We start from the raw sequence: 25581 nt of genomic DNA on the forward strand, positions 1-25581 counted from the left end.
CGTCCGACGTGCTCGGCTCACAGACGAGCGGCGCGACCTCGCGTCGCCCCTCTGCGCTATCCGTCGTGCCCGCTGTTGACCCCCGCCCCCGGCTCTTCCCCGCCCCCTCCCCCCGCACCATCCCGCGACGGGCAGCCCCTCCCCCGCCGCCGGCTCCGTCAGCCGACCAATCGGCAACGTGTTCGCCACGGCGAAAGAACTTGACCCCGAGGCCCGGGAGGTTCCGGTCGCAACTGAGCTGGGCGACGCGCCCGCGTGGTTGTTCCCCGGCGACGGAGACGCCGCGAGCACCTGGGCGATCCACGTTCACGGCAGCCTGTCCGGACGAGACGGCGCTTTCCGCTCCGTTCACGCCCTCAGAAGCACCGGGTACACCTCACTGGTCCCCTCGTTCCGAGGCGACGGAGAAGGCCCGCCTGCGCCGCTGGATGCCTTCACCCTGGGGCAGACGGAGTGGCCCGACGTCGACGCCGCGATCGCTCTCGCGCTCGAGCGCGGAGCCCGCCGCGTCCTGCTCGTGGGCTGGTCGAGCGGAGCGCCGATCGCTCTGCGCCTCGCTACGAGCTCGGCGCACCGCTCGCAGATCGCCGGGCTGATCCTCGTCTCCCCCGTCCTCAGCTGGCGCAGCAGCATGCTCTACAGCGCCGCCAATGCCGGCGTCCCCCGCATCATCGCCTCCGCGGCCATAGCCGCCCTCGCGACGCCGATCCTCAGCCGCCTCCTCGGGTCGCCGGTTCCGTTGGACTTCCACGCTCTCGACTGGACCCGAGCGTCAGTGCAAGTCCCCGTGCCTGCACTCCTGATCCACTCCGAAGGTGACCGCACCACCCCGTTCAGCGACTCCCGTGCGTTCAGCCAGACGCACGAGCAGGCTCCTCTCGTGCCCGTCCGGCCCTCCGCTCACGCCCTCGAATGGAACGCTGACCCGGCTGTCTTCGAGAAGGCCGTCACAACATGGTGCGCAGCCACGCTCTGACACCCGTCAAAAGCAAGATAGCCAGATACCTATATAGGTATCTGGCTATCTAGTACCACGCGGCTGGCTAGGCCAGCGGGTTGCGATCGCGGTACTCGCGCAGCGCCGACTCCACAATGTCGCGCTTGGTTCGTCCTGTTGCGACGCGCAGGTCCTCGACGTAGTACGACAGCTCCGCCTCGATATCGGCGTGCAGAACCTCCGTAGGCGCCTTCCGCGGCCGAGAACGAGGAGCCGTGGCACCCGTTCGCGCCGGAGCCGGGGCCGACGTCGCCGGTGCGGCCGCAGCAGGAGCCGGCGCCGGGCGCGGCTTCGAGTCGATCGGGTCGCGCCGGTCCGGCGCCGGCTGTGCCCGTCGAGCGGGAAGGCTCTGGGGGCGGTCCTCGTTGGTCATCGGATCACCTTTCGTGCGAGTTCTCGGTATGCCTGGGCGACGGGGGCTCCCTTGCGGAAGCGGCCGTACCAGTCGTGCGAGTACCGGACCTCCCCCACGATCGTCCGATGTGGAATGAGCGGCGTCAGCAGAAGGCCCGTCCCCCGCATCTGCTCGATGCTGTGGGTCGCCTCACGCGGCGTCACCGTCTCCTTGTAGCCGCCGACGATGATGCCGGCCTCAGCGACCGCCTGGCGGCCGCTGGTGGCGTTGTAGCGCATCACGCTCTCCTGTGCCCCCAGGAACCCGTCTACGCCGTCCGCGGTCGGCGTGGCCGCGTAGATCACCGATTCGGCCGCCGTCAGAGCGTTGAAGATCAGTGAGCCGCCCTGGCGGTTCGGGCAGTCGATGATCACCAGATCGGCAGGCACTCCCTCGAGCGAGTCGGCCAGACGATGCCCGACCTCCCCCGGGTCGTCCGTCTCGCGGGCACTCACGCTGCGGTCGGACGGGATGACTCGAAGGTTCTCGTGGAACGGCGACGGCACAGCCAGCTCGTCCGCCCACCCCCGCGGGTCCTGGTTGCCGAGGATCGCGCCGACGTCGAGGCCGACGTCGACGGGCTGCGCGTCGAGCCACTTGGTCGTCGCCCCGCGCGGGTCGAGGTCGATCAGGATGACGCGCTTGCCGTCCTCCGCCGCCACCGTCGCCAGGGAGACGGCAGTGGTGCTCTTGGTCGCACCACCGCTCTCGCTGTAGATCATCATCGTCTGCATGGTCGCAACCTATCTTGATACCTACACAGATAGCAAGCTACCCAGATACCTATATAGGTATCTGGGTAGGATACGCCCGACTGAAACCTGTCTGGCCGCCCGCCGCCTGGGCCGTGATCGCATGTCGGTGGAGTCGACATACACTCGAACGCATTCGAACACACGTTCGACTAAGCGAGGGAGGGTGGCATGAGCGTCACCGTCGTGGACCGCATAGCCACACCGGCCGAGGAGGCCGTCTCCATCGCCTTCCTCGTCACCGGCGACGCGGTGGCCGCAGGCTTCCCGTCGCCGGCGCAGGACTACTTCGACGGCTCTCTTGACCTCAACGACCACCTGATCCGCGACAAGACCTCGACGTTCATCGTCCGCGTGTCCGGCGAGAGCATGACCGGCGCCGGCATCAGCGACGGCGACGAGCTCGTGGTCGACCGCTCGATCACACCGACCCACGGCAGCGTCGTCATCGCGATTCTCGACGGCGAGCTGACCGTCAAGCGGCTCGAACTGCACCGCGGGGGAGTGGTGCTGCGTGCCGAGAACCCCGACTATCCCCCGATCGTCGTCCCCGAGCTGAGCGACCTCCAGGTGTGGGGCGTCGTCACCGTCTGCCTGCACCGGCTCCACCGTGCGCTCTGAGCGCCGCATCGGCCTCATCGACGTCAATTCCTTCTACGTGTCGTGCGAGCGCCTGTTCGATCCCAAGCTGAGCGGGCGGCCCGTCGTCGTCCTGTCCAACAACGACGGCTGCGTGGTCGCCCGGAGCGACGAGGTGAAGCAGCTCGGCATCGAGAACGGCACCCCCTGGTTCAAGATCGAACCTCTGATCAGAGCCGGACGCCTCCCGGAGGTCATCGCCCGCTCGAGCAACTACGAGCTGTACGGCGAGCTGTCCGCGCGCGTGATGGAGCTGCTGGGCCGGTACTCCGCCTGGCAGGAGGTGTACTCGATCGATGAGAGCTTCGTCGGCGTCGACGGGGATGTGGCGGAGCGGGCGAAGATCGGGCGCGCGATGCGCGCGGCCGTCGCGAAAAACGTCGGCCTGCCGGTGTGCGTCGGCTTCGGGCCGAGCAAGACGCTCGCGAAGTTCGTCAACAAAGGCGGGGCGAAGAAGCACCCGCGCCTCGGGGGAGTGTGCGATACCGACTGGTACACACCCGAGCAGATGGACGGCCTCATGGCCTCGCAGCACGTCACCGAACTGTGGGGCGTCGCCGGCCGCACCGCGAAGCGCCTCGCAGAGCTGAACATCCACACGATCCGCGACCTCCGCGACGCCGATCCCATCCTCATCCGCAAGAAGTTCTCCGTCGTCTTGCAGCGCTCCGTCTACGAGCTGCGCGGAATCGACTGCATCCCGCTCGAGGCCGCACGCACGGTCCGGGACCAGCTGATCTTCTCGCGCTCGTTTTCCTCTCCCGTGACGACGATCGCGGACATGGAACAGGTGCTCTCCGTCTACGCTCAGTGTGCCGCGCACCGCCTCCGAGCACAGGGGTCGGTCACCAAAACGATGAGCGTGTTCGCGTCGACGTCGCCCTACGCCGACGCGCCCTACGAGTCCGCCGGCGGCATGGCCGGCTTCCCCATCCCCACCGACGACCCGGTGACCATCGTCAAGGCCGCCACAGGCACCCTCGTGCCCAGGCTGCACGAGGGTGCGCGCTACGTGCGCGCCGGCGTCATCCTCACCAACTTGTCTGCGAAGGGCTCCCACGCCCTGCTGGACGTGTTCGACAACGACTTCGACACCAAGGGCCTCGGCGCCACGATCGACGCCGTGACGAAGCGCCACGGCCGCACCGCGGTCGGCCTTGGCCTCGCCGGCATCCGCAAAGGACCGGTGTGGACGATGAAACGCGATGCGCTGTCGCTGCGCGCGACAACGCACTGGGGAGAACTGGCAACCGCGCACGCGCGGTGACCTCTGTCGGCGGCTCTCCCGCTGCGATAGAATCTTCTATAGGAGGTGGTTGCCATATCAATCGCTGAGAAGCCCGATGGGGACACCGTTCGCCGGCTGCGCAGCTTGCAGGTCGTGACGCGCGTGTCCTACCTTCGCGCGCTGCGCGCCGTGGCCCAGGACACCACGCAAAAGCAGCTCGCCAGTCAGATCGGTATCTCTCAACCCTCCGTCAACAGCGCCCTGAAGTCCGCGGCCGCGGTTCCCGACGTGCGCCCCGGATTCTCCGGCGCGACGCCCTACGAGATTGCCCAGCGCTACGACGCGGGGGAGTTGACGAGGGAGCAGGTCATCGATGAGCTTGGCCGCTGGTCGTATCGCCCCGGATCGCCCAGCGACGGCTACGACTGGACCACCTTGGACCCGGGGGAGTTCGCGGAGGTCCGGCGTGCGCTCAGTGAGCACCTGATCGAGGCAGACACCTACGACGAGATCCTGGACCGCTACTGCGAGCAAGGTCGGTGACGGGGGAGGACTCGTCAGCGATCGCCACGCACCGCGAAACGGTGCGCGCGTGGGCGCGAGCGGGAGGCCCACTGAGCCCGGCGAGCGAGCGCGCGACGGTCAACAATCGCGACTGGTTCCGCCGGGACCCTGACGGGGTATTCGAGCCGCGCGCTGCACGCCAGCTGCTCCACGACCGCCTCCTAGCCGAGTACCGCGCACAGTTCCCTGACGTGCGTCACGAGCGAAAGGCGATCATCCTCGCCGGCCCGCCCGGAGCCGGGAAGTCGACCGTCCTCGCAGACGTGCTCGGCTCCGACCGCAGCGCCTGGCTTACCGTCGACGCCGACGAGTTCAAGCGGGCGTTACTCACCGAAGCGATCAAGGACGGCAGCTACGACCGCGCCATCCTGCCGCCGGAGGTCCGCGCCGCTGAGGCGGCGGGGGAGAAGTTCTTCCCGCTCGAGCTGGCCTCCCTCGTGCACGAAGAATCCTCCCTCCTCGCGACGGAGCTGCGCCAGGTAGCGATGCGAGAAGGTCAGAACGTCGTCATCGACACCGTGCTCTCCTCGCCCGACAAGGCCGTCGAGCTGGGGCAACAGTTCGCGGCCGCCGGCTACAGCGTCGAAGTGATCGACGTCGAGGTCCCATTCGAGCTGTCCGAAGCGCGGATCGCCGGCCGCTGGCAGCAGTCCTACGAGCGCGCCCTCGCCGGCGCCGATGAGCTCGGCGGCCGATGGGTTCCCAGCGAGTACGCCCGCAACGTCTACGCCGGACCCGAGGGCCGCTCCCTCCCCGAGTTCGCCGCTGAACAGCTCGCGGAAACCGGCGCGACCGTGATGCGGTTCCGCCGGTTCAACACCCCCGGCGAAGGACAGCCGCGCACTCTCGACGTCGACCAATCCCGCACCGCGTTCGGGCGCCCCTTGGTCGACACGGCCCTCGTGCAGACACGCGCCGCAGCCGCTCAGAGCTTCCCCACGAGCAGAAGGCCCACCCGCGGCCCTGACCACGGAGGGCTCGGCCGCTAGCCCAGCCCCACCACACCCGGCACGTTTCGCAGGCCGGGCGCTCTGTCATCCCCTGTACCCCGCTCAGCGCGGCGTAGACGCCCGTTCCGGGGGCGCGAGGGTCCTCGCGCAGCGTCGCTCTGCGACGCCGTGGGGAGGCCGCACAGCGGCCCATCCTTCGGGTTTTCTTCACCTCTCCGCGGTCTCAACCTATTTCGCTCCATCGGCTGCGTGCCACCGATCCCGGACGCGCCCTCCGGGCTTATTTCGCCCGTGATCGGCGTCACTCCGCCGCCTCCACTCAAACGGTCATTCCCGCCGGAGAGGCAAAGAAAAACGATCAGCCAGAGGGAGAGACGCCATGAGCGAGCAGCGCGGCACACGTACCGAAGTCATCAAGAGCGAGAACCACGGACCCGGGGCGGAGGGGATCAGCCGGACCGCGCGTCAGGTGGTCATCGTCGGCGCCGGTGGCCGTGATCCGGTGACCGAGCAGACGCCCGCCGTGCACCTGGTCACCCGTCAGGGCCGCGCGGGGCTCCCCGGGGTGACGTTGCAGCACTTCGAGCCCGTCGAGCCGCTGGCCGCGGGCCTCGTCGGCTACATGGCTTCCGGAGCCTACGTCGTCGTGCCGGTCGCCGTCGCCCGGGCGCTCGACCTGTTCCCGGCCGCGTACGCGCTGCACGACCGCAGCGAAACGCCCGCCGACTACCTCGCTAACGACTGATCACGGACCCGAGAAGGAGACAGAGCATGCTCACCATCACCCACACCCCCGAGGCCGGAACGATCATCGAGGGCACCAGCCGCGGAGACGGCACCGCCGAAATCTTGAAGGCGTCCGGCTGGCGCTGGGGTCGCTCCATCACCGCCTGGTACGTCCCGCAGTCCCGCGACCGCCTCCCGAAGTGGTGGACCATCAACCGCGCCGCGACCGCGCTGCGCGAGGCCGGCCACGTCGTCACGATCGACGCCGCCGAGACGTTCCGGCCCACGGCCGAGGCCGAGGCGGACAAGATCGAGCGCCAGGCCGCCCGCGTCGACGCGCTCGATGCGAAGGCCGACCGGCGCGCCGCGGACGCCGACACCGCCGACGAGGCCGCGCGCCGCGCGTTCGACCGGCTCCCGGAGGGCGGCGAGCCGATCAAGATCGGCCACCACTCCGAAACGCGACACCGCAACGCGATCGAGAAGGCCCACAACGCGATGGGTCGCAGCGTCGAGGCCGACCGCGAAGCCACCCGCGCCCGCGCCCGCGCCGACGTCGCCGCAGGGACCACCGATCACCGGTACGCGCCCGGAATGGTCGCCCGCCGCATCGAGCGGATCGCAACCGATATCCGCGGGTACAGCCGGAAGATCGAGGGCAGCTCGCACAACTTCGGCGGCGGCTACATCGAGACGACGACCCCCGCGACCGGCGCCTACCGTGAGCGGCTGCTGACCCAGCGGGCGCAGCTCGAGGACGAGCACGCCTACTGGACCGCCGTCCGCGAGGCCCAGGCCGCCGCCGGAGAGGTCACGATCCACAGCCGCGACACGATCGCCAAAGGCGACATGATCAAGCACCGTTTCGGCTGGCACATCGTGACCCGCGTGAACCCCAAGAGCGTGACCGTCGCGCTCGACTGGAACGACACGACCCGTCCCTACAAGGTGAACTACGCCGACGTGCAGGGACACCACACCGCCGCCGAGGTCGAAGCAGCCCGCGCCGCGGCCGCCGAGAAGGCCGCCACCGAGACGGCCGCCGCGAGCTGAGGGCGAGGGCCGGCACCCGGGCCGGCCCGTGAGGGGCGACCCCCTCACACTCCCCGGGCATCCCGTTCCGGGAGGCGCGAGCTGCACTCGCGCAGCGGCGACGGAGCACCGCCGATTGGAGGCCGCGACGCGGCCCATTCCACCCGTTTTCTTCACCTCTCCGCGGTTTCAACCTATTTCGCTCCACCGGCTCCGTGCCGCCGCTATCGGACGCGCCCTGCGGGCTTATTTCGCCCGCTATCGGCGTCACTGCGCCGCCTCCACTCAAACGGTTTTCCCCGCCGGAGAGGCAAAGAAAAACGATCAGCCAGAGGGAGCACCCACACCATGCAGACCGCCACCGAATTGCAGACCACGGCTAAGACCTATCTCACGCTCGCGAACACCCGCGCGGTGAGCATCCGCGTCGTGGGCACCGACCCCAAGACGACGCCCTCCGTGCTCGTCACCCGCCGCAAGTCCGGCGTCTGGGAGGCGTGGCACTCCGACCAGCTGCACGGCATCACCAGCGGCTCATTCCGCCACTGCGTCACCCACGCCCGCCGCGCAGCGATCCGCCGCGTCGCCCCGTTCATAAGCCGCTGAGAGGACCACACCATGACCACCACCGACACCGGCCGCGCGAGCGCCGAACAGCTCGCCCTCATCCTCACCACCCGCCACGCGGAGTCCGACGAGGACGCCGCCGCCACGGACGCCGAGATCCTCGCGCACGTCCGCAACACCCTGACCCTGCCCGGGGAGGGGTGCCCGGGCGGGTTCCCCGTCACCGACGACGGAAGCGACTACGCGGCCGCGCTGATCGCGTTCCTCTCGCCCGCCCCGACAGCGGACGCGATGCTCGCCACGATCGAGCGCCTGCACCAGCAGGTGTGGGCCGCGGCCCCCGTCCTCACCGTCGAGACGGTGACGGTCGACGGCGAGACGTACCCGGCGCTGCGCTGCCCCGCATGCCGCCAGCTCGTCACCGACTCCGGCGACCTGTACGCCGTTGACGTGTCGACCAGGTGGAGCACCGCCGAGACGGACGACGAGCGCCAGCAGATGAGCATGACCCGCGGGGATGACGACTACAGCGGCACCCTGTACTACCTGCACGCGGCAGGCGAGCCGCACGCCGTCGTGCCGCCCGAGGGCTGGACCGAGAGCTGGAACTGACTCAGCGGGGGAGGGCCGGCCTGCGGGCCGGCCACGAGGGGCGACCCCCTCGCGCTCCCCGGTGTTCCGCCTTCGGCGGGGCGCGAGCTCCGCCCGCGCAGCGGTGACGGAACACCGCCAGCAGGAGCCGCTACGCGGCAGGATTCCCCGTTTTCTTCACCTCTCCGCGGTTTCAACCTATCTCGCTCCGGCGGCTGCGTGCCACCGCTCCCGGACGCGCCCTGCGGGCTTATTTCGCCCGTGATCGGCGTCACTCCGCCGCCTCCACTCAATTGGTTTTCACTCGCCGGAGAGGCAAAGAAAAACGATCAGGAAGACGACAAAAGCCCCGTAGTTGTACTAGAACCACGGGACCCGTCGCCTCAATGGTCGCACACCAAATGAGGAGAAACCATCGTGACTATCACCACCGGAACCGGGACCGTCGAGCACATCGACCCGACCACCCTCGTGATCGAGGCGAACGTGCGCACCAGCGCCCCCGTGACCAAGGATTTCATCGCGTCGATCCGCGAGAACGGCGTCATCACCCCGATCCTCGCCCGCCGCGACGAGCACGGGAACGTCATCGTCCGCGCCGGACAGCGCCGCACCCTCGCCGCCCGCGAGGCAGCGGTCGCCACGGTCCCCGTCTACGTCGTGGAGGGCGACGACACCACCGCGGACCGCATCATTCAGCAGATCATCGAGAACGACCAGCGCGCCGAACTCAGCACCGCGGACCGCACCGCCGCCTGGGCGCAGCTCGCGTTCGAGGGCATCACCGCCGCGCAGATCGCCAAGCGCACCGGCACCAAGACCGACGCGGTGAAGAAGGGCCTCGCCGTCGCGGAGTCCGCGACCGTCACGTCAGTTCTCCACTCGCACGAGCTGACTCTCGATCAGGCCGCGGTCCTGTTGGAGTTCGAGGACGACGCTGACGCCCGCGCCCACCTGGTCGAGGTCGCCACCAACGACCCGACCCAGTTCGACCACACCGCGCAGAGCCTCCGCGAGGACGCCGCGGAGAAGGCTCGCCTCGCCGCCGTCGAGCAGGAGCAGATCGCGAACGGCTTCCAGGTCCTCACCCGCTCCGACGCCTACGGCGAGGGCAGCCCGTGGGTGCCCCTCCGCAAGCTCCGCACCGCGGACGACGCGCAGGTCACCGCCGAGCACATCGCCGCGATCCCGGTCCGCGGCGCGCTCATCGACACTCGCTGGAACGGCGACATCGACGTGACCCACTTCGTGCAGGAGCCCACGGAGGCTGGATTCACCTACGCCTACCGCGGCGACGTGCCCGCCGCGGCGCTCACCCCCGAGGAGGCGGAGGAGGAGCGCGTCGAGAAGTCCGCGGAGCGGAAGGTGCTCATCGCCAACAACAAGGCGTGGACCGCCGCAGAGACGGTCCGCCGCCAGTGGATCGCCACGTTCCTCAGCCGCAAGACCCTCCCGAAGGACGCGGATCGGGTGATCGCTCTCGGGCTCACCGCTCACCGGTTCGCGGTGTCCTCCGGGATGAGTAACGGCAGCGACCTCGCCCACACGCTGCTCGGCATCGACCGCCCCTCCGGCTACCGCACCGACGCCCTCGCCGCGCTGGTCGAGGCCAACCCCGCGAAGGCCCGGCTGGTCGCGCTGGCGGTCGTGCTGGGAGGTCAGGAGGCGAACACGAGCAAGGAGTCATGGCGACGCGGCGACGAGCGCGCCGCCGCCCACTTCCGCCAGCTCGCCGAGTGGGGGTACGCGCTCTCCCCGGTCGAGCAGATCGTCACAGGCGAGAGCACCCCGGCTGACGCCGCAGGAATCAGCTAGCCGCTCCGCGGGGACCGGCATCCGCCGGTCCCCGCACCCCCGCTCCAAACTCCTGCAGAAAGGCCCACCATGACCACCACCACGACTCCCGCCGTCGACGTCGACGTGTGGGGACACACCCCGGCGCTACGCGACGCGCAAGCCGCCGTCGACGCGGCCACCGCCACCGGCGACCCCGACGCAATCGCCGCGGCCGCGCGCGCGCTGATCGTCGCCGCGGCCGCGCACGGCTGGCCCACCGCGACCGCCCTCGTTTTCAAGTACGAGACGACCGGCCCCATCGCCCACGTCTGGGGACTGTGGAGAGTCCTGGACGCCGACCGTCAGACCCTCGGCGAGTGGGAGGACGATCCGGGCGGCATGAGCGATGAGTCCGAGGAGGAACTGGTCGCCCTCGACCTCATCAGCAACCGCCGCGAAACCCTCGACTACACCGACTTCGGCACGCCCATCGGCTCCACCGTCCTGATCCTGCACACCCTCGCGCTCTGAGCGACCGCGGGCCGCCCCGGACCGGGCCGGCCCGTGAGGGGCGACCCCCTCACACTCCCCGATGTTCCGCCGGCGGCGGGGCGCGAGCTGCGCTCCCGCAGCGTCGACGGAGCGACGCCAAGAGGTCGCCCGGCTGCGCCGGCCGCCGTTGGTCGCCCTACGGGCTCACACCCTTTTTTGCCGTGAAGCCTTCGGCGGCTCCCTCCGCTTCGCTGCGGTCGTAGCTACCTACGGGCTCCGTTCAAGTGGCTGCGCCACCGGCTCCTCCGAGACTTTCGGCACGCGGTCGCTGCGCTCCCTCACATCGCGCCGAAACTCTCTCCACCGCCGCCCTGCGGGTTGCACTGCGCCCTCCGGTTGCTAAGGCGGAAAACCGCCTTCACGGCAAAAAAACGATGAGGAGGAGAAGAGAGATGCAACAGCAGATCACGACCGTCAGCACCTTCGTCCCGGCCGCCACCGAGGAGGGGATGCGCCACCAGTTCCGCAAGATCGCGGAGCGCGACGAGGACCTTGCCGCCCACGCCCGCAACGGGTGGGCACTCGCGCACACCGCCACGATCCCCGGCCCCGAGGGCGTCATGTTCGTGGACACCCTCACCCGCACCCAGCAGTAGCCCGCACCACCATCGAGGAGGAGACGCCATGTCCGACACCATCACCACCAGCCCCGCCCCGGAGAAGCCGACCCTCCTCGACGCGGTGGCCGAGTTCGCGTCCGTGTTCTCCCACGGGGACACCGCCGACGACCTGGCCACGCGCCTCAACTGCACCGAGGTCGACGCGCTGGCCGGACTCCTGCGAGCATTCGGAAGGGACGAAGCCGCAGACCTCTGGATCGCGCAGCACGCGACCGACGACGACGAGGGCGACGCCCACACCCCCGAAGGAGCCCAGCGATGACCGAGCAGCAGCAGGCCGCCGACGCGGTGGCGACCTACCAGGCAGCCGTGGCGACGTTCGCGGCCACGCTCTCGGACCCCGCCGTCGCGGAAACGATCGCCCCGACGCTCACCTGCGCGCGCGCGACGCCGATCATCGACCTCCTCACCGAGGCAGGACACCACGACGCCGCCCAGAAGTGGGCCGAGCTGCACGCCTGGACCCGACTCAACGACGAGCACGACCCACACCGCGGCGACGAGTCGGACGGGTGGGCCGACTGATGCTCACGGTCTACTCGAAGCCGTCGTGCGTGCAGTGCACCGCGACCTACCGAGCCCTCGACGCGAAGGGCATCGAGTACGACGTCGTGGACCTCACCACCAACCCCGCCGCGCTCGAGTACGTCATGGAGGAGCTGGGCTACTCCGCCGCCCCCGTCGTCGTCGCCAGCGATCAGGACCACTGGTCGGGATTCCGCCCCGACCTCATCGACAAGCACGCCGCATGAGCGGCGAGATCCCGAGCGATGAGTTCCGGGCCGGCTACCTCGCCGGATTCGCGGACCGGCAGGCCGAGGTGGACCGGCTGGAGAACGACGCCGACCGGCTCTACCGCGCCGCCTACGGCGACGAACGCCGCATACCCGGGCAGCACGTCACCCGCGCCGAGCTCGAACAGCGCAGAGCGCTGTCCGAGCCGCCTGTCGAAATAACCCGGCGCGAAGCGCTCGCATCCTGGGGGATCGAGCTACCCGCCGAGGACCCCACACGCACCCCCGCGGCCGAGCCCGCGACCGAGAGCCCGTCGACGGCGACGGGACCCACGAACCGCACGAGCAGGAGACGACAGATGAGCACCAGGACGATCACCGGAAACCTCGCCACCGACCCCGAAGCCGTGCAAGCGGGCCGCGTGCAGATCGTGAAGCTGCGCGTCATCGAGAACACCGGCGAATACCGCGGCGGCGAGTGGACCCCGCACGAGGCCCCGACGACGCATTTCGTGGAAGCGAAGTTCGAACTGGGCGAGCACGTCCTCGCCTCCCTCCACAAGGGAGACGCCGTGATCGTCGTCGGCTACGAGCGCACCGTCGCCTGGGGCGAAGGCGAGAACCGGCGCACCGGCCGTGTCCTCGAAGCCGACGCCATCGGCCCCAACCTCACCCGCGCGACCGCCGTCGTCACGACGGCCGCGCAGCGCGCACCCCGCCGCAGCGCCGCCCCCGCGGCTGAGTAAGTTGGTCGGCATGTGGGACGTGATCGCTCTGCTGCTGGCCGTGACGGGCGCTGCGCTCGTCGCCGCCGGTGTCGTGCCGCTGTATCGCGACTCCGAGCTCCACTCCGAGCAGCTGTCCGAGGTCGCGCTCGACAAGCGCGCCCGAGCCCGCGGCGCTCTCGTGGCTGCCGTTGTCCTCTTCTCCGCAGCGGCCGTCGCCCTCCTCGCCGGGACGGCCTGAGCCCCTACGCCGAGCCGTCCGCGATCCGGAGCACGGAGAGGATGACGTGATCCTCCGGTATCGCAGCGCGCACTTCCGCGATCGCCGCGGCCGACGTCGCCGCGTTGATCTTCTTCTACGGGCGATACTCGCGATTGTCCGTGGTCGAGGGCGGCGGCCCCGGATTCGGCTGCTGAAAACTGCCTACACCCAGTGAGGCCAGTCCGGCGGACACCGCCGCGCCCACGATGCGGGCGACGAGCGCTACTGACTTCCCGACGAGCTTCAACGCTGTTGCCATCACGGAACCATCACCTTCAGGACTGGATGGCAACGCTAGTGGTTTGGAGCCGCCCGGGTGCTCTACTTCGAGCCGTTCGCGAGCCGGAGCACGTAGAGGATGACGTGATCCTCCGGAATCGCAGCGCGCACTTCCGCGATCGCCGCGGCCGACGTCGCCGCGTTGCTCTGCACAACCGTCGATGCCGATTCAGCGCGCGTCCGGTGTGCCAGTTCCCACATGCTCCCATCGTCGCACCCGGCGCCAATGGGAGCGGCGGACCGGCAGTGCCGGCCCACGAGGGGGAGAGCCCCCTCGACCCCCCCCGAGCACGTGGAACGGCCGCGCGCTCGAGCGGGAGTCAGCTACGAGGACGCGGCTTGTACTTCTTCCCCGCGCGGATGTTCCGGTTCTCGATCACACCGACCACGGCCAGACCGGCGGCAACGAGGACGATCAGCGCCCATCCGAGGACGTTCAACCACGTCCCGGTGAAGGCCGCATAGGTCTGCTCGCCGGCGATGGAGAAGAGCATCAGCGACAGCCCGAACCAGACCATGCCATTGCTGATCAGCGCGGCACGCGCGAGCTTGGTCCGAGGCTTCGACATGCCCTCACCCTCCCACCGCCGGCTGGACGTGTCCACGGACTTGCACGGCGCCGATCGCGCCGCTCACAGATCCGGACGTCGATATCCGCAATCGGCGCAGTTCAGCAGAGTCGGCGGCATCGCGTGACCGCAGAACGCGCAATCCCAGTCCGGTTGTCGCGTCCCGCACTCCTCGCACCGCTCGGCGGAGGGCCAGGTCACCGCGGCACACGAGACGCACCGCAGCGGATCCGAGGGTTTCACCTTTGCAGAAGGCGACACCCGCGGCGATTCCTCATTGGCGAAGTGCACGCACAAGCCGGCGACGTCGGCGCCGCCCAAGAAGTCAGCCACCGACACCCGAATGGGATCAAGCAAGTCGACGGAGAATCCCACGAGGAAGTCGCCCGGCAGTGCGACAGGCTGCGCTCTCGCCTCCGTGTGCGCGACGGTCATCACCCGGCCGACCTCGTCCACCCGGACGAACGTATGCGTATCCGGGTACGTCGTGTAGTGAAGGACCCGCATCAGGTCACAGCGCTCACGGCTGCGGGGCGTGTGCCGGTAGGTGCTGCGCCATTTGCGAGGTCCGAAAGGGCACGAGGAGACCCATCACCATGCGCTCTGGTCGCCCGGAAGAGGCGGCGGAGGCGTCTCGGCATCTTGCTCCGCCCGAAGCTGTTGAACGACGCGCGTCACGAGGACCACCGCTTGCGCAGCAGCGAAGGCGTCGGTGTGAGAGATGTCTCCGTGGGTTACTTTCTGCGCCAGGTCCCACGCTGCGCGTACGAAGACTCGAAGTTCGGCGTGAGCTTTGCCGCTTGAATACTCCGCGAGGAACAGGTCGAGCCACGTTTTCGCGTCGCCGGCCTTGGGAGCCTCGGTGTCCTTCGGAACGGTCGTGACGGGGGCGATTAGCTTCGCCACGTCGATGATGATTTCGCGGCTGCGACGACCGACGTCCTGCCAGTCGTCTCGGTCGCGCGCTCCGTTCATCTCTTTAATCAGAGCATCAATCCGACGATCCACCGCCTCCCAGGTCGGCGCTCCCGTCGAACCCACGTCCTGCACGGTCGCACGGCTCTCGAGTGCCGTCAGCTCTTCGAGCGTCGCCTTGGCGAGATCCTGAATCAGGGCACGACGTTCCGCGTAGCTCGGCAGTTCACGGGACCACTGACCGTGCCACTCCCAGAGGTTCTCCCAAGGAAACGCCGGCGGCAGCCCGAGGCGTTCCAGATTGTCGGTGAGGGTCCTCGCGTCTCCGATGTAGCTCGCGTTCACGCTCTGGATGCGTGGTCCTCCCGTCGCGACGGTCGTCAGCACGTTCGCCTGCTGCTTCAGCAGAAGCCGGATGTTCGGGACGCTGAGGATGTCACTTGAGCCGGGCGGCTGAGCGTTGAAGAGGTCTTCGATATTCGACACGCCTCCATTCTGTTGCGGGTGACTCGTCGGCGGCACCGCCGCGACCGCGAAACCTGGTGGGCGGGGGCGTGGGTGGCCGCCTCGCGTAGTCGATACCCTCGAAAGATGCACCTCCAAGTCGTCCCGAGCGGCACGCCCGCAGTGCCCTCCGACTCCGCCTCCGCGCTGCGCCAGCTCCTCGCGGACGGCGTGACCTGGGGTGACTCGTCCGCCTGGCTCCCGGCTCTGCCCGCGAAGAGCGTCGACCTGTTCTTCACGTCACCGCCCTACGCCGACCAGCGCGCCTACAGCCGGATCCACCCAGACCGTTACGTCGAGTGGTTTCTCCCCTTCGCGCGGGCGATGTACGACGCCAGCGCCGACACCGGCTCGCTCGTCATCAACATCAAGAACCGCGTCGCTAAGGACGGACCCCTCCGCGGACAGCGGCACCCCTACGTGTTCCAGCTCGTGATCGCGTTGCAGAACATGGGCTGGCGGTGGGTGGAGGAGTACATCTGGCAGAAGCCCAACGCGATTCCCGGCAAGTTCGGCCCGCGGACCAAAGACGCCTTCGAGCACGTATTCCACTTCGCTCGAGGTGCGAAGCCGTACTTCGACCTTGATGCGATCCGGGTCCCCTACAAGACGACGGACGATGAAATCGCCCGTCGCCGGCTCGACACAAACGGCCGGCGCACCACGGAGGCCGGTTTCGGCCGCGATCGAGTCGGGACCTACCGCCACGGCGGCGCCGATCCTGGCAACGTCGTATCTGTCAGCCAGACCTACAACCAGCACCGTGGTGTGAAGCACACCGCGGCCATGCCGGAAGGGCTCGCAGAGTTCTTCATCAAGGCCATGTCACCCGTCGGTGGCACCGTCGTCGACCCGTTCGCCGGCGGCGGCACAACCGCCGTTGTCGCCCGCCGTCACGGACGCCTCGCCGGCGGTATCGAGCTGCACGAAGAGTTCGCCACAGAAGCGCGGCGACGCATCGCCGCCGACGTTGACAGCGATGTGCCCGGCCAGATGCTCGGCCTTGGCTGATGCCCAGCGTTGAAGAGACCGTCGCCCGCATCGTTGACACCGCGACCTGGGACCAGCGCGTCGCCCAAATTCGGCTCATCAGCCAGAACCACGGCAGCGCGCAATACCAAGAGATCTACGCGACCGTCGCGCGCGAGCTATACGTCCCTCACCTGGCCCCAGATTTCGCCTACGTGCACTCAATGGAGTTCTACGATCTCCCCACATTCCAGAGCGCCTATGCCGCCGCCAGCAAGGCAACTGCAGCGTTCACCGACGTGTCAGAACAGACGCTCGCGGACACGATCCTCGAGAACCCTCGGACTCTCCTCGCGTTTAGAACCATCCTCGGGCTCACCGGCAACGAGTTCGCTCAATCGACGGGCTTACTTGCGGCGCCTCGGTCCATCAGAGCTGTCTCGCACAGCAAGGTGGACGCGATGGAGCGGAAGGGAACCGCGGTAACGGCGCAGCAGGCCAAGCTCATCGCTATGACGGTCCTCGCCGTGATGGACGGCAGCCTCTTTGGGGACCCGCCCGGCGATCTCCACCGCAAACAGGAGAAGTACGACACCGAACGTGGCTGGGAAGGCGTGCACGAACTTGCACGCGACGGCGTGCCCTACGAGGCTTTGCTTCACCAGCGCCACTATGGCGGGGCCTTCCGGCAGCTCCTCGACGCGACGTCGACGCTGCGCGGGAACCTCCTCGAGGATGCCGTCGAGGAGCTGTTCCTCGAGAACGGCATTCCGCACATTCGCACCGGAAGCCACAACCAAGGCGACATTCAGAAGCGGTTCGAGCTCCACGTCACCCCGGCACCCGATTTCGTCGTCTACGACAACTCTGGAAGCCTCCGCGCAATCCTCGAATGCAAGCTCGTCAACGACGGCGGAACCGCCCGTGACAAGGCTCTGCGGTTCGAACGACTCCGCGCCGAATCGCTCAGGCTCGGCGGAGTCCCCCTCCTCGCCGTCCTCACAGGCCTCGGCTGGACCCGAGTGAACGACACGCTCGGACCCGTCGTTCGCGACACAGACGGCCGTGTGTTCACCCTCGCCACCCTGCCCGACATGCTCGACGTGAATCCGTTCCCGTCGCTCATCGGCACGCACGTAGAGTCCGAGTAGCTTCCTAGCCGGCACCCGTCACAGCTTGTCGATCCACGTGTCCTCGTCTCGATCGACCCAGGCGTTGCCCGTGCCCTGCTTGCTCGAGGTGCGCGCCGACTCGATACGACGGGACAAGCCCAGCAGTAACGACAGCGCCTGCTTCTGCGTCATCTCCGCCACTGACGCAATTTGCTGACCTGTCAGCTCAGCCACCATTGCGAACTGCTCGCGAGCCGTCGTGATTCCGAGCTCCGCGAACGATTGCCGCACTCTCGCTCGGGTCGCGTCACTCATCGCTGGCTCAGCGGCAGGAGTCTCGTTCTCATCGCCGAAAAGGAAAGGAGCTTGTCGGCTGTCAGTCATCGGTGCTCGTTCGAGTCCCGGACGAGCCACCCTCCGCACCCGGGCTCGAGTCGAGGGGCGACTCGGACGACTGCGCGCGCCGCTTCGCGACCCACTTACGTCCGAGGGTTAAACCGCCGGCGACCACGCCGACCACGGCGGTGACGATAGCACCCCCCTCGATGCGCCCCTTGCCGCGCCCCTTATGAAATCCGTGACCCCATGCAGGATTGCCCTTGCCCATCGTCCGCCTCCGTTGACCTGTCTACCCACGAGCTGTGTAGTTCAGGATGCCATCGGTACCAGCGGCGCCACCCAGCCACGGCCCATCGTCCTAGCATCTAGGCCCCGTCGATCGAGAGTTCGGCACGTCCGAGAGCGCCAAGACCGACAGCAAGATTCCCCGCAAGCTAGCGAGGGACAGCTCCACCAGGGTGCCCAGGGCTCCGAGGGCAGTTGCGACCGTCTCGATCCGCGCGTTGATCGGCTGCGGCCGCTGCTTCGTACGGTCCTTCGCCCATACCCGCACGAACCCCCAGTGCACGGTCGGCGCCAACCGTTCCCCGTCGCGCTCGCGCACGACCATCACCGGCGACATCGGCTCAACGTTGTAGTTCGGCCGCAGATCCCCGAAGTCACCTGTGAAGAGATCCTGAGTAAGCCCTCGGTGTTGTTTGAGACAGCGAAACGACCACACATCGATGGCGCTCTTGTCGATTCCTCGTCAGACGGTTCCGGAGATGACCCAGCTGTTACCGTCCCACTTGAAACCGTCTACGAGCGCGTCCGTATAGCCATTTTCGAAGGCGAGGCCGACTCGGTATTCGTTAGACAGCGGGGCGGGGCGGTCCGCGAATTCCTCTGGAAGGTACAGGTCAAGCCGTACTTGGTCGTCGGCCTCGCGTAACCGGTCTTCGTCAATGCCCTCGTAGACCTCGGGGGCAGCATCGGCGCCTGAGCCGGGTACTACGGTTGCGGCTTGCGTGAACGTGTATCCATCGGTGAGAACCGCCGTCTCGGGGGCCCACTTACCCATGTTGATTGCAAGCGACGCAGGGCAGCCCTCGCCGTAGTTCTGCGTCACAATTCGTTTCTGCTCGTCCAGCTCGATGTGGTCGCAGATCGCGGCGTAATCCCGTGCCGCCGCTGCCGCGTAGGTCGACAAGACAGCCGCCTCGAAGGTGCTGTAGTCGCCTCCGCCGGCCTCGCCAACCTCTTCGCTTACTGACGTCGAAGTGCTCTGAGGCGCCTCGGGGGCGTCGCCGACGGAAGCTCCTCCCGAGGAACATCCTGCGAGTGCCAAGACGGCTACTCCTGCCGCTGCAGCCCACGTTTGACGCCTCATGTTTCCCCCTAGTTGCGGGGCTGAACCACTCCGCCCCTTGGACATGAAACCAGACCCTCCGCCACCCATACGGCCACTTAGGACACCAAGTCTCTCTTTGGGGGGGTGCGGATACCTCCGCGCTGTCCAATCGCGTCCCGTACGGGATCGTTCAGCGAGCTGCTGAGCCGGCGGGTGCTGCTCTCGGCCGCGTTACGGGTCACGGCCGAGAGCAGGGCGACACCGGCGGCCCCCCGCCGGTCTGTCGCGTGCGGCGTCAGCGAAGTCCCCACTTCTCGACCGCACCGCCACAGTAGAGCCACCAGCGCACTGCCCGAACGTCATCCGAGCTGAACGCTGCTGCGCAGCTCACCTCCGCTCCACGTCTCGAGAACCCACCGATTGGGACCGGACAGCACGCCCACTGCTTCACCGGCCACTTCCCGGGCACGCTCGGCGCAGCCGTAAATCCCGATGACGTCCGGCGTCTCGGCCCAGAAGGCGCTTCGCAGAAGTAGGTAGTGCTCTCCGTCGATGCTGATGCTCACACCACGGATCCTCGCTGGCCGCAGAGCCCCGCGACGGGTCCGGCACAAAGTGCCACTTCGATGGCGCGTGTCCCGTAAGGGGATCGTTCTGCGGATCACCAAGTCGCCGGGCCGACCTCCGCCGGGTGCCGTGGTTCAGCGAGAGAGCCCTCCCGCTGTCAGCTTGCGCGGACCGACAGGTTCTTGCCGAGCTGAGTCCAGCCGTCGCCGGTGGCGTCGTCCGGTACGGCGTCGTCGGGGTGGATCTGTACCGTCCAGTCGTTCTGCTTTGACAGCTTCTCGCCGCAGCCGCTGACCGGTTCGTCGCCCTCGTTGACGATGACGCAGTGTCCGGCTCCCTCGCGAGGTAGGGCCAAGTAGAAGTCGAGGCCCTCGACGGACCCGGCGAACCGGATCGAGTCGGGATCGAGCTTGTCTCCGACGCTGCCGAGCGAGGGGAGTGCGTCCTGCTCCTGCTGCGCCCTGTCGTAGTCCGAGTACACGGTCGGGTCGTCGTAGACGGTGGTGTCCTGCGCGCACCCGCCGAGAAGAGGAAGGGCCATGAGCGCGACCGAGGCCGCACCGATCTTGAATCCGTAGGTCGATCGTTTGTGGCCCATGGCGTCCCCCGTCGCGTTTCGCTCACCCTACTTCGCCTGAACTCCAGAGCACCGGCTCTCATCAACGGAGCGAAGAGCGCGAGGCTGCCCGTTCCGTATGGGGATTGCCTATCGGACACGCTGCCGACGCTCGACGCTATGGTCGCCCCATGACCAGGGTTGTTTTGATGTGCGGTCCCGCCGGCGCGGGCAAGTCGACGGTCGCGCGCGAGCTCGCAGCAGCCGGGATGAGACGTCTTTCCTTCGACCAGGAAGCGTGGCGTCGAGGGATTCGAACGATGCCGTTACCGGCGAACGTACATGCAGAGATAGAGGGCGAGCTGCGCGGTCAGCTCTTGGACTTGGTGGAGCACGGTGTCGACGTCGTGCTGGACTTCTCGTTCTGGTCCCGCCGTTCCCGGATGGAGTACCGGGAGCTACTAGGGAAGCTCGGGGTGGTGCCCGAGACGATCTACCTCGCTACGCCACGGTCGGTCGCACTGGAGAGGATGCGGACTCGCCGTCTCGAACACGCCGACGACTACGCCCTGCCGGACGAGGTGGCGGCTGCATTTTTCGATCACTTCGAGCCGCCAACTGCCGACGAAGGTCCTCTGACGATCGTCAAGGCGGGCTCCCGCTAGCCCATGGGCTAGCGCGTCAGACCCGGCGTTTCTCTGCAGACCCGAGTGCTCGTTCCGAGGGCGGTAAGGACAGCAGGTCACCGAGCTCGCGCTTCGCCTTCTGGTAACGGCTGCGCGCAGTCGACGGCGGAACGGACACGATCTGAGCCGCCTCGCTGAGAGAGAAGCCGTCCCAATGCACGAGCCGCACCAGTTCTGCCAGCTCCGGAGAAAGCTTGCTCAGCGCTGCTTGGACGTCGAGGGTGACGTCGGAGGGTTCTCCGGTCACTTCGATGGGTTCGACGGTGCCGCGAAGCTTTTCGGCCAGGAGGTCTTGGCGCCGGCGGGTCCTACTGGTGTTCAGGACGACGTTCCGCGCGACCCCGAACAGCCAGAGGCGGGCGTCCTCGTCCGGCAGGGGCATGGACGACGACCGGCGCCACGCGATCGTCATCGTCTCAGAGAGCGCGTCGGGAGCGTCGTCGGTGCCGACTCGGCGTTCGAGGTAGTTCAGAAGGTCACGGGCTGTGGCGTCGAGGATGGCTACGACGCGATCGGCTCGCGTGTCGCGGCGGCTCACTGGGTGAGGTCTGCCTGGGTGAACTGTGCGCAGTCGTCTTGGCTTCCGGTGGAGAGGTCTGAGCCGGTGACGGGATCGACCACCCCTCTATCCTCGAGCTCGTCCCAGACGACGTTGGTGATCGCACCCACCACGGCTTGGCGGTACAGCTCGTCTTCCGAGTACAACTCGGTCGCGGGCACCACGGTGTCGCCGTCGTCGCCGCGGACAGTCACGTCCCGAGCGACGATCCGGGCTAGCTCGCCGTCGATGTCAGCGAGGGCGAGCACGTCGGTGGTGCGAAATACGTCCTGCGCCTCCTTGATGTCCTCCGGGTCGCCTTCCCTGACGACGCTGCGCAACTCGCATTCTCTTCCGCTGGGCAGCGTGAAGTGGACAACGGAATCCGGATTCGCCACATACGGCTGCCAGCCGGAGAGCGTCGCTGCTGCTGCCGCTCCCGTACCGCCCAGAGCGAGAGCGACGACGGTTCCGATCACGAGCGCGCGCGGCGTTGCCTGTCGCCGGCCGCGTCGCGCGTTCCACTCCGCTCCGCGAACCATCTCTCGAAGAGAGGAGTCGGAGACGGCCTCTGCCAGTGGGGTCGGCGGCGCCGATTCGTCCAGGAGCGCGTTCATCGCCCGATCGCTGTCTGCGTCGTGAGGTTCGGTGGTCATGATCTGCTCCTGTGCGCTCGAGTGGCCTTCACTCTGTACATGTCCGTCAGGACCCCGAACTGACGACGCGACGATGAAAATAATCGAGAACCTGTCCCCTAAGGGGATCGTGCACCGGACGGATTCGTTAGGGGTTCTCGCTCGCCGGTCCTTCTGTGTCAGCGAGGAAGGCGACGGCGAGTCGAGCGACCTTCTGGCGGTATCGCTCGCCGGCTCCGATGCCTCGTGCGTCGAGCTCGTCATCGACCTCGACAAGGGGCTGCGCAGCTGCCGGTCCTTCGTGACCGATCCGGTCGTGCACCCAGGATGAGAAGGAGCGGAGATCCCAGTCGCCGGTGAGGAAACGACGGCATGCGACGCGCAGCGCGAGAAGCGGGATCTCCTCACCGTCCCGATCCAATGGCCGCGCGCCCGCTTCGATGAGTGCCGCCGAGCTGAGGTCGAAGACGTCGGCGGGAGTGGCGCTGGAGTAGAGGGACGCGAGAGCGACAAGGGACTCGCTGTCACTCCCTGCTGCGACGAGATTCGCTGCCAGAGCGATCACGTCTCGGGGCTGGACCAGCCCGAAGAAGAGAGCGGCTGTCGTTTCGCGCAGGGTCGGGATCGAAGGGTCATCACGGTCTTCTGCATCGTCTCGCATCCGACCTCCTCCGACCAGTCGCTCGCTGCCGCCCCGCGCTGCTGTCGCGGCGGCGGCGTCAGCGCGACTCGACACGTCGATCGGAACCGGTCGGTGACAGGTCGGCCCGTGGCTGAACCCGTGCTCGAGCTCGTAGACGCATTCCGAGCAGACGTGACCGCCGGCCGGTCCGGCATCCGCGACGTGCTCCACCCACGGGTGAGAGCACGCGCAACAGGCCTCAGCGAGCAGGGAGCGGAACCGAGCGCGGCGCGAACGGCGCGCGTCAGCTCGCGGGCGCCAACGCGAGAGGCCGAACATCCCGTGAGCGTAGCGAGCGCATCGCCACGCCGTCGCGCGCTCCGCCGTGCTTCCATCGCTTCTGGCGTCCCGTAAGGGGGTCGCTGAGCAGGAACTTCTCGAGTCCCGCGGTGCCGATGATCGGTGCCGTGTGGCGGTACCGTCGTTGCCCCTTTCGTAGAGGACCTCTGTGATCACCGTCAGCAGGTCAGGGTGAACCTGACGAGCTGGAGACCAACGCTCGTCGCAGTGATGGCAGCGAACGCGATGAGCGACGCCGCCGGACGAGACGGCACTCTGCGTCTCTTGGACAGCATGAGGATGCTGGATGCGCCGAGCGCCCAGGCAGGTGTGCTGAGTGCGGCGATGAGGAGCAGGACGGGTCCGCCTGTCGGAGGCGGTCCAGGGTCATCCATCTCCGCGAAGCCCATCAGCCCGGCGATGAGGATCGCTAGTCCCGAGAACGTCACGATTCCGAGGATCGCTGTGAGGAGGAGGGCGTAGGGGAGCGCGGTCGACGTGAGCGCACGCGCGGTCTTCGCCGCCGCATAGACGGATCCTCCGATAACGAGCAGGGCGCCGAGGTACCAGGCTGCTGCGCTCAGCGGGATCTCGCGCGGCCGGCAGTCCGTCATGGCTGGTGAGGCGAGGGTCAGCAAGCTCGCGCCGGCCTGAACGAGAAGCGCGGCGACAACGGTGAGAACAATCGCCGTCGCACCGGCGATCCGCCTCGCGCGCAACCGTGCATCGTTCTGCTGGTCGGTCATGGGCTCGAGGGTAGCTACCCCAGTCGGATAAAGAGGTCTAGTGGAGACGGCCGCCCTCCATGGGACCGTCAACCATGCGTCCGGTAGGGGATCGTTCAGCGGGCCGCTGAGCCGGCAGGTGTTGCTCTCGGACGCGTTACGGGTCGCGGCCGAGAGCAGGGCGACACCGGCGGCTCCCCGCCGGTCTGGCGCGTGCGGCGTCAGCAAAGTCCCCACTTCTCGACCGCACCGCCACAGTGGAGCCACCTGCGCACTGCCCGAGCGTCATCCGAGCTGGATGCTGCTGCGCAGTTCACCGCCACTCCGCGTCTCGAGCGTTCACCGGTCAGGTCCGGGCGATGCTCCTGGGGAGTGATGCCGTGTCAGCTGGTGGGGGAGACGTCCGGTGCGACGGTTTCCGGGAAGTCTGCCGGGGTGTGCGCCGTCTCGTGCGTGAGGGTGTCGACTGACCAGGTGCCCGCGTGTAGGCGCAGCGTCGCCTCCTGCGGGAACGAGTAGGCGTACTCCGGAGCCGCTTCGCCGGTCTCGTACGGGCTCCGCTGAAGGGTCGTGCTCTCGGTGAACGTCACCGTGGCCGAGTCGCCCGTGATCTGCACCGAGTCCAGCGACACGTCGGTCTCGAACGCCGTGAAGGACTCCCCGAGCTCGAGGTAGCGGTCTCGCTGAACGCGCAGCCGGGCGTCATCCTCCACGATCACCGCAAGCCGCCCCGGCGTCGAGGTCGATTCCGGGACGCCGAGGCCGGTGAGCTGCGGCGATCCTTCGACCAGGCTCTGAGCGTTCCGGTGCTCGAGGTCTGAGATCAGTGCCGTCGAGATAGCCTGGTTCTGCGACGACGAGGATGCGAGGCCGACGATCACCGCTGCGCCGGCTCCCGCGACGCACACAGCGCTCAGGGCTAGGACAAGCACTCCGGCAGGGCGCACAGCTCTCTCCTCACGGGAAGCCGATGACCGGCTGCTGCGAGCCTATACACCACGGTGTGACTACCCGAGAAGGGACAGCGTCGTCGCCCCGATGAACGGGCTATGACGACGTCGGTTCGGAGGGCGTACGGTGACGGGCGTGGACGACTCCAGCGACCGAGCGAACCGGTGGGCGGTCGGCCTCGGTGTCGTCGTGCTCCTACCTGCCGCTTTGTGGACGATGGTGAGCAGCGTCCTAATGGGCTTCGCGACGGACTCGTGCGCAAGCGCGAGGCCCTGCGACCGCGGACTGGCTGATGCGGGCATGGCGGTCGGCTTCTTCGGCGCCCTCGGCGTCTCCGTGGCTGTGATCGCGGCGTTCCTCTTCAAAGTCGGGCCGCGCGGGGTCAGCGCGTGGATCCCGTGGACGGGCGTCGGGCTCATCGTCCTCACTGGCATGGCTGCCCAGCTCCTGGTTCACGCTGCCACCTGAGCATTGTCGCGGCCTTGAATGTGCACGCTGCGGTCCCTGCCTGCCCTAGCGTTGCCTCATGGTCGCGTCTCGGCCTGAAATGCGCAGCGCCGTTCCGAAAGGGGAGTGTCTGTCGCGGGTCATCAAGAAGCCCACCGGCTCTTAGGCTGACCCGATGAGTTCCCCGGCACCGACCCGCCCGTTCGTGGGCGCTGCTCGCGTCGCCGTCGGTGCAGCGGCGATCGCGGTGATCCTCCACACCTACGCCTTGAGCATCGCGGCCGGCGATCCGAATCCGTTCGACTACTTCGGCTACTTCACGAACCAGACCAGCCTCCTCGCGAGCGCGGTGCTCATCGTCGCCGGATCGGTCGCGCTCGCCCGCCGTC

37 protein-coding genes and 1 pseudogene are annotated in these 25581 nt (G+C 68.0%); 22 read left to right on the forward strand and 16 right to left on the reverse strand.

Features of this window, described 5'->3' with window-relative positions; all coding sequences use genetic code 11:
* Window positions 1–178 precede the first annotated feature (178 nt).
* Window positions 179–976 (forward strand): S9 family peptidase, encoded by a 798-nt coding sequence (locus C5C71_RS15100; protein WP_181065731.1) that lies wholly within the window; start codon window positions 179–181, stop codon window positions 974–976.
* A gap of 67 nt (window positions 977–1043) precedes the next feature.
* On the opposite strand, the gene C5C71_RS17380 is transcribed toward C5C71_RS15100, so the two are convergent.
* On the reverse strand, window positions 1044–1370 hold the full coding sequence (locus C5C71_RS17380) for a hypothetical protein (protein ID WP_146084487.1): 327 nt from the start codon (window positions 1368–1370) through the stop codon (window positions 1044–1046).
* On the reverse strand, window positions 1367–2125 hold the full coding sequence (locus C5C71_RS15105; RefSeq protein ID WP_104277458.1) for a ParA family protein: 759 nt from the start codon (window positions 2123–2125) through the stop codon (window positions 1367–1369). The genes C5C71_RS17380 and C5C71_RS15105 overlap by 4 nt, the downstream gene beginning before the upstream one ends.
* 189 nt (window positions 2126–2314) lie before the next feature.
* Here C5C71_RS15105 and C5C71_RS15110 point away from each other — a divergent pair, with 189 nt between their 5' ends.
* The 16 genes from C5C71_RS15110 (at window position 2315) to C5C71_RS15185 (ending at window position 13088) form a co-directional block, all read left to right on the forward strand.
* Entirely contained in the window at window positions 2315–2764 is a 450-nt protein-coding gene (locus C5C71_RS15110) for a LexA family transcriptional regulator (RefSeq protein WP_104277457.1), read from the forward strand.
* The gene (locus tag C5C71_RS15115; RefSeq protein WP_104338003.1) at window positions 2754–4049 is read left to right on the forward strand and encodes a Y-family DNA polymerase; all 1296 of its coding nucleotides are present in this window, start codon (window positions 2754–2756) and stop codon (window positions 4047–4049) included. The genes C5C71_RS15110 and C5C71_RS15115 overlap by 11 nt, the downstream gene beginning before the upstream one ends.
* A 45-nt stretch (window positions 4050–4094) precedes the next feature.
* Window positions 4095–4553: a hypothetical protein gene (locus tag C5C71_RS15120; RefSeq protein WP_258068743.1), complete on the forward strand. Its 459-nt coding sequence runs from the start codon at window positions 4095–4097 to the stop codon at window positions 4551–4553.
* Between the two features lie 212 nt (window positions 4554–4765).
* A complete protein-coding gene (locus C5C71_RS15125) occupies window positions 4766–5563 on the forward strand; it encodes a zeta toxin family protein (RefSeq protein WP_258065201.1) in 798 nt (265 codons plus the stop codon).
* A 340-nt stretch (window positions 5564–5903) separates the two neighbouring features.
* On the forward strand, window positions 5904–6269 hold the full coding sequence (locus C5C71_RS15130) for a hypothetical protein (protein ID WP_104305041.1): 366 nt from the start codon (window positions 5904–5906) through the stop codon (window positions 6267–6269).
* A 26-nt stretch (window positions 6270–6295) separates the two neighbouring features.
* Window positions 6296–7303: a DUF3560 domain-containing protein gene (locus C5C71_RS15135; protein ID WP_104326959.1), complete on the forward strand. Its 1008-nt coding sequence runs from the start codon at window positions 6296–6298 to the stop codon at window positions 7301–7303.
* 327 nt (window positions 7304–7630) lie between these two features.
* Complete coding sequence (locus C5C71_RS15140; protein ID WP_104338004.1) at window positions 7631–7888, forward strand: hypothetical protein; 258 nt, start codon at window positions 7631–7633, stop codon at window positions 7886–7888.
* 12 nt (window positions 7889–7900) lie between these two features.
* Window positions 7901–8461, forward strand: a complete 561-nt coding sequence (locus C5C71_RS15145; RefSeq protein WP_104338005.1) for a hypothetical protein — start codon at window positions 7901–7903, stop codon at window positions 8459–8461.
* Window positions 8462–8857: 396 nt separating this feature from the next.
* The gene (locus C5C71_RS15150) at window positions 8858–10255 is read left to right on the forward strand and encodes a ParB/RepB/Spo0J family partition protein (RefSeq protein ID WP_104338006.1); all 1398 of its coding nucleotides are present in this window, start codon (window positions 8858–8860) and stop codon (window positions 10253–10255) included.
* A 69-nt stretch (window positions 10256–10324) separates the two neighbouring features.
* Window positions 10325–10747, forward strand: coding sequence for a hypothetical protein (locus C5C71_RS15155; RefSeq protein ID WP_104338007.1), 423 nt, complete (start codon window positions 10325–10327; stop codon window positions 10745–10747).
* A 413-nt stretch (window positions 10748–11160) separates the two neighbouring features.
* Entirely contained in the window at window positions 11161–11364 is a 204-nt protein-coding gene (locus tag C5C71_RS15160) for a hypothetical protein (protein WP_104268929.1), read from the forward strand.
* 28 nt (window positions 11365–11392) lie between these two features.
* A complete protein-coding gene (locus tag C5C71_RS15165; protein ID WP_219812874.1) occupies window positions 11393–11650 on the forward strand; it encodes a hypothetical protein in 258 nt (85 codons plus the stop codon).
* A complete protein-coding gene (locus tag C5C71_RS15170; RefSeq protein WP_104268928.1) occupies window positions 11647–11913 on the forward strand; it encodes a hypothetical protein in 267 nt (88 codons plus the stop codon). The genes C5C71_RS15165 and C5C71_RS15170 overlap by 4 nt, the downstream gene beginning before the upstream one ends.
* Complete coding sequence (gene nrdH, locus C5C71_RS15175) at window positions 11910–12140, forward strand: glutaredoxin-like protein NrdH (RefSeq protein WP_104268997.1); 231 nt, start codon at window positions 11910–11912, stop codon at window positions 12138–12140. Before C5C71_RS15170 ends, nrdH begins: the two co-directional genes overlap by 4 nt.
* 68 nt (window positions 12141–12208) lie before the next feature.
* Window positions 12209–12868, forward strand: coding sequence for a single-stranded DNA-binding protein (locus C5C71_RS15180; RefSeq protein ID WP_146084489.1), 660 nt, complete (start codon window positions 12209–12211; stop codon window positions 12866–12868).
* Window positions 12869–12878: 10 nt separating this feature from the next.
* Window positions 12879–13088: a hypothetical protein gene (locus C5C71_RS15185; RefSeq protein ID WP_146084490.1), complete on the forward strand. Its 210-nt coding sequence runs from the start codon at window positions 12879–12881 to the stop codon at window positions 13086–13088.
* A 342-nt stretch (window positions 13089–13430) separates the two neighbouring features.
* Here C5C71_RS15185 and C5C71_RS17695 read toward each other — a convergent pair whose 3' ends face one another.
* The 4 genes from C5C71_RS17695 to C5C71_RS15200 form a co-directional block, all read right to left on the reverse strand.
* Window positions 13431–13589 carry a hypothetical protein gene (locus C5C71_RS17695; RefSeq protein ID WP_181065733.1) on the reverse strand — a complete coding sequence of 53 codons (159 nt, stop codon included), beginning with the start codon at window positions 13587–13589 and terminating at the stop codon, window positions 13431–13433.
* Between the two features lie 119 nt (window positions 13590–13708).
* Window positions 13709–13957 carry a hypothetical protein gene (locus tag C5C71_RS15190; RefSeq protein WP_104268925.1) on the reverse strand — a complete coding sequence of 83 codons (249 nt, stop codon included), beginning with the start codon at window positions 13955–13957 and terminating at the stop codon, window positions 13709–13711.
* A 63-nt stretch (window positions 13958–14020) separates the two neighbouring features.
* Entirely contained in the window at window positions 14021–14413 is a 393-nt protein-coding gene (locus C5C71_RS15195) for a hypothetical protein (RefSeq protein ID WP_146084491.1), read from the reverse strand.
* Window positions 14414–14548: 135 nt separating this feature from the next.
* Window positions 14549–15358 (reverse strand): hypothetical protein, encoded by an 810-nt coding sequence (locus C5C71_RS15200; RefSeq protein WP_104338009.1) that lies wholly within the window; start codon window positions 15356–15358, stop codon window positions 14549–14551.
* A 105-nt stretch (window positions 15359–15463) separates the two neighbouring features.
* On the opposite strand from C5C71_RS15200, the gene C5C71_RS15205 reads away from it, so the two are divergent.
* Complete coding sequence (locus C5C71_RS15205; protein ID WP_104268922.1) at window positions 15464–16387, forward strand: site-specific DNA-methyltransferase; 924 nt, start codon at window positions 15464–15466, stop codon at window positions 16385–16387.
* Window positions 16387–17496, forward strand: a complete 1110-nt coding sequence (locus C5C71_RS15210) for a hypothetical protein (RefSeq protein WP_104268921.1) — start codon at window positions 16387–16389, stop codon at window positions 17494–17496. Before C5C71_RS15205 ends, C5C71_RS15210 begins: the two co-directional genes overlap by 1 nt.
* 18 nt (window positions 17497–17514) lie before the next feature.
* Here C5C71_RS15210 and C5C71_RS15215 read toward each other — a convergent pair whose 3' ends face one another.
* From C5C71_RS15215 to C5C71_RS15235, 5 genes are all read right to left on the reverse strand, one after another.
* Window positions 17515–17841, reverse strand: coding sequence for a hypothetical protein (locus C5C71_RS15215; protein WP_146084492.1), 327 nt, complete (start codon window positions 17839–17841; stop codon window positions 17515–17517).
* 313 nt (window positions 17842–18154) lie between these two features.
* Window positions 18155–18517: an SOS response-associated peptidase family protein gene (locus tag C5C71_RS15220; protein ID WP_374953802.1), complete on the reverse strand. Its 363-nt coding sequence runs from the start codon at window positions 18515–18517 to the stop codon at window positions 18155–18157.
* 27 nt (window positions 18518–18544) lie between these two features.
* Window positions 18545–19123: a hypothetical protein gene (locus tag C5C71_RS15225; protein ID WP_146084493.1), complete on the reverse strand. Its 579-nt coding sequence runs from the start codon at window positions 19121–19123 to the stop codon at window positions 18545–18547.
* Window positions 19124–19485: 362 nt separating this feature from the next.
* Complete coding sequence (locus C5C71_RS15230) at window positions 19486–19692, reverse strand: hypothetical protein (protein WP_104338010.1); 207 nt, start codon at window positions 19690–19692, stop codon at window positions 19486–19488.
* 158 nt (window positions 19693–19850) lie between these two features.
* Window positions 19851–20291: a hypothetical protein gene (locus C5C71_RS15235; RefSeq protein ID WP_104234410.1), complete on the reverse strand. Its 441-nt coding sequence runs from the start codon at window positions 20289–20291 to the stop codon at window positions 19851–19853.
* A 149-nt stretch (window positions 20292–20440) separates the two neighbouring features.
* Between C5C71_RS15235 and C5C71_RS15240 the strand changes: the two genes are divergently transcribed.
* Window positions 20441–20914, forward strand: coding sequence for an ATP-binding protein (locus C5C71_RS15240; RefSeq protein ID WP_219813054.1), 474 nt, complete (start codon window positions 20441–20443; stop codon window positions 20912–20914).
* A gap of 16 nt (window positions 20915–20930) precedes the next feature.
* Here C5C71_RS15240 and C5C71_RS15245 read toward each other — a convergent pair whose 3' ends face one another.
* From C5C71_RS15245 to C5C71_RS15265, 5 genes are all read right to left on the reverse strand, one after another.
* Window positions 20931–21473 (reverse strand): RNA polymerase sigma factor, encoded by a 543-nt coding sequence (locus C5C71_RS15245; protein WP_104268916.1) that lies wholly within the window; start codon window positions 21471–21473, stop codon window positions 20931–20933.
* Window positions 21470–22129, reverse strand: a complete 660-nt coding sequence (locus C5C71_RS15250) for a hypothetical protein (RefSeq protein WP_104338011.1) — start codon at window positions 22127–22129, stop codon at window positions 21470–21472. The genes C5C71_RS15245 and C5C71_RS15250 overlap by 4 nt, the downstream gene beginning before the upstream one ends.
* A 127-nt stretch (window positions 22130–22256) precedes the next feature.
* The gene (locus tag C5C71_RS15255) at window positions 22257–22769 is read right to left on the reverse strand and encodes a hypothetical protein (RefSeq protein WP_104268914.1); all 513 of its coding nucleotides are present in this window, start codon (window positions 22767–22769) and stop codon (window positions 22257–22259) included.
* 479 nt (window positions 22770–23248) lie between these two features.
* Window positions 23249–23815 (reverse strand): hypothetical protein, encoded by a 567-nt coding sequence (locus tag C5C71_RS15260; RefSeq protein WP_104223345.1) that lies wholly within the window; start codon window positions 23813–23815, stop codon window positions 23249–23251.
* Between the two features lie 362 nt (window positions 23816–24177).
* Window positions 24178–24675 (reverse strand): hypothetical protein, encoded by a 498-nt coding sequence (locus tag C5C71_RS15265; RefSeq protein WP_146079436.1) that lies wholly within the window; start codon window positions 24673–24675, stop codon window positions 24178–24180.
* A 205-nt stretch (window positions 24676–24880) separates the two neighbouring features.
* Between C5C71_RS15265 and C5C71_RS15270 the strand changes: the two genes are divergently transcribed.
* Complete coding sequence (locus C5C71_RS15270; RefSeq protein ID WP_146076580.1) at window positions 24881–25213, forward strand: hypothetical protein; 333 nt, start codon at window positions 24881–24883, stop codon at window positions 25211–25213.
* Between the two features lie 154 nt (window positions 25214–25367).
* A pseudogene (locus C5C71_RS15275) lies at window positions 25368–25581 on the forward strand (hypothetical protein); the annotation flags it as partial.

The organism is Rathayibacter sp. AY1C1, from assembly GCF_002932105.1.
In the GTDB taxonomy this organism is placed as follows: Bacteria; Actinomycetota; Actinomycetes; order Actinomycetales; family Microbacteriaceae; genus Rathayibacter.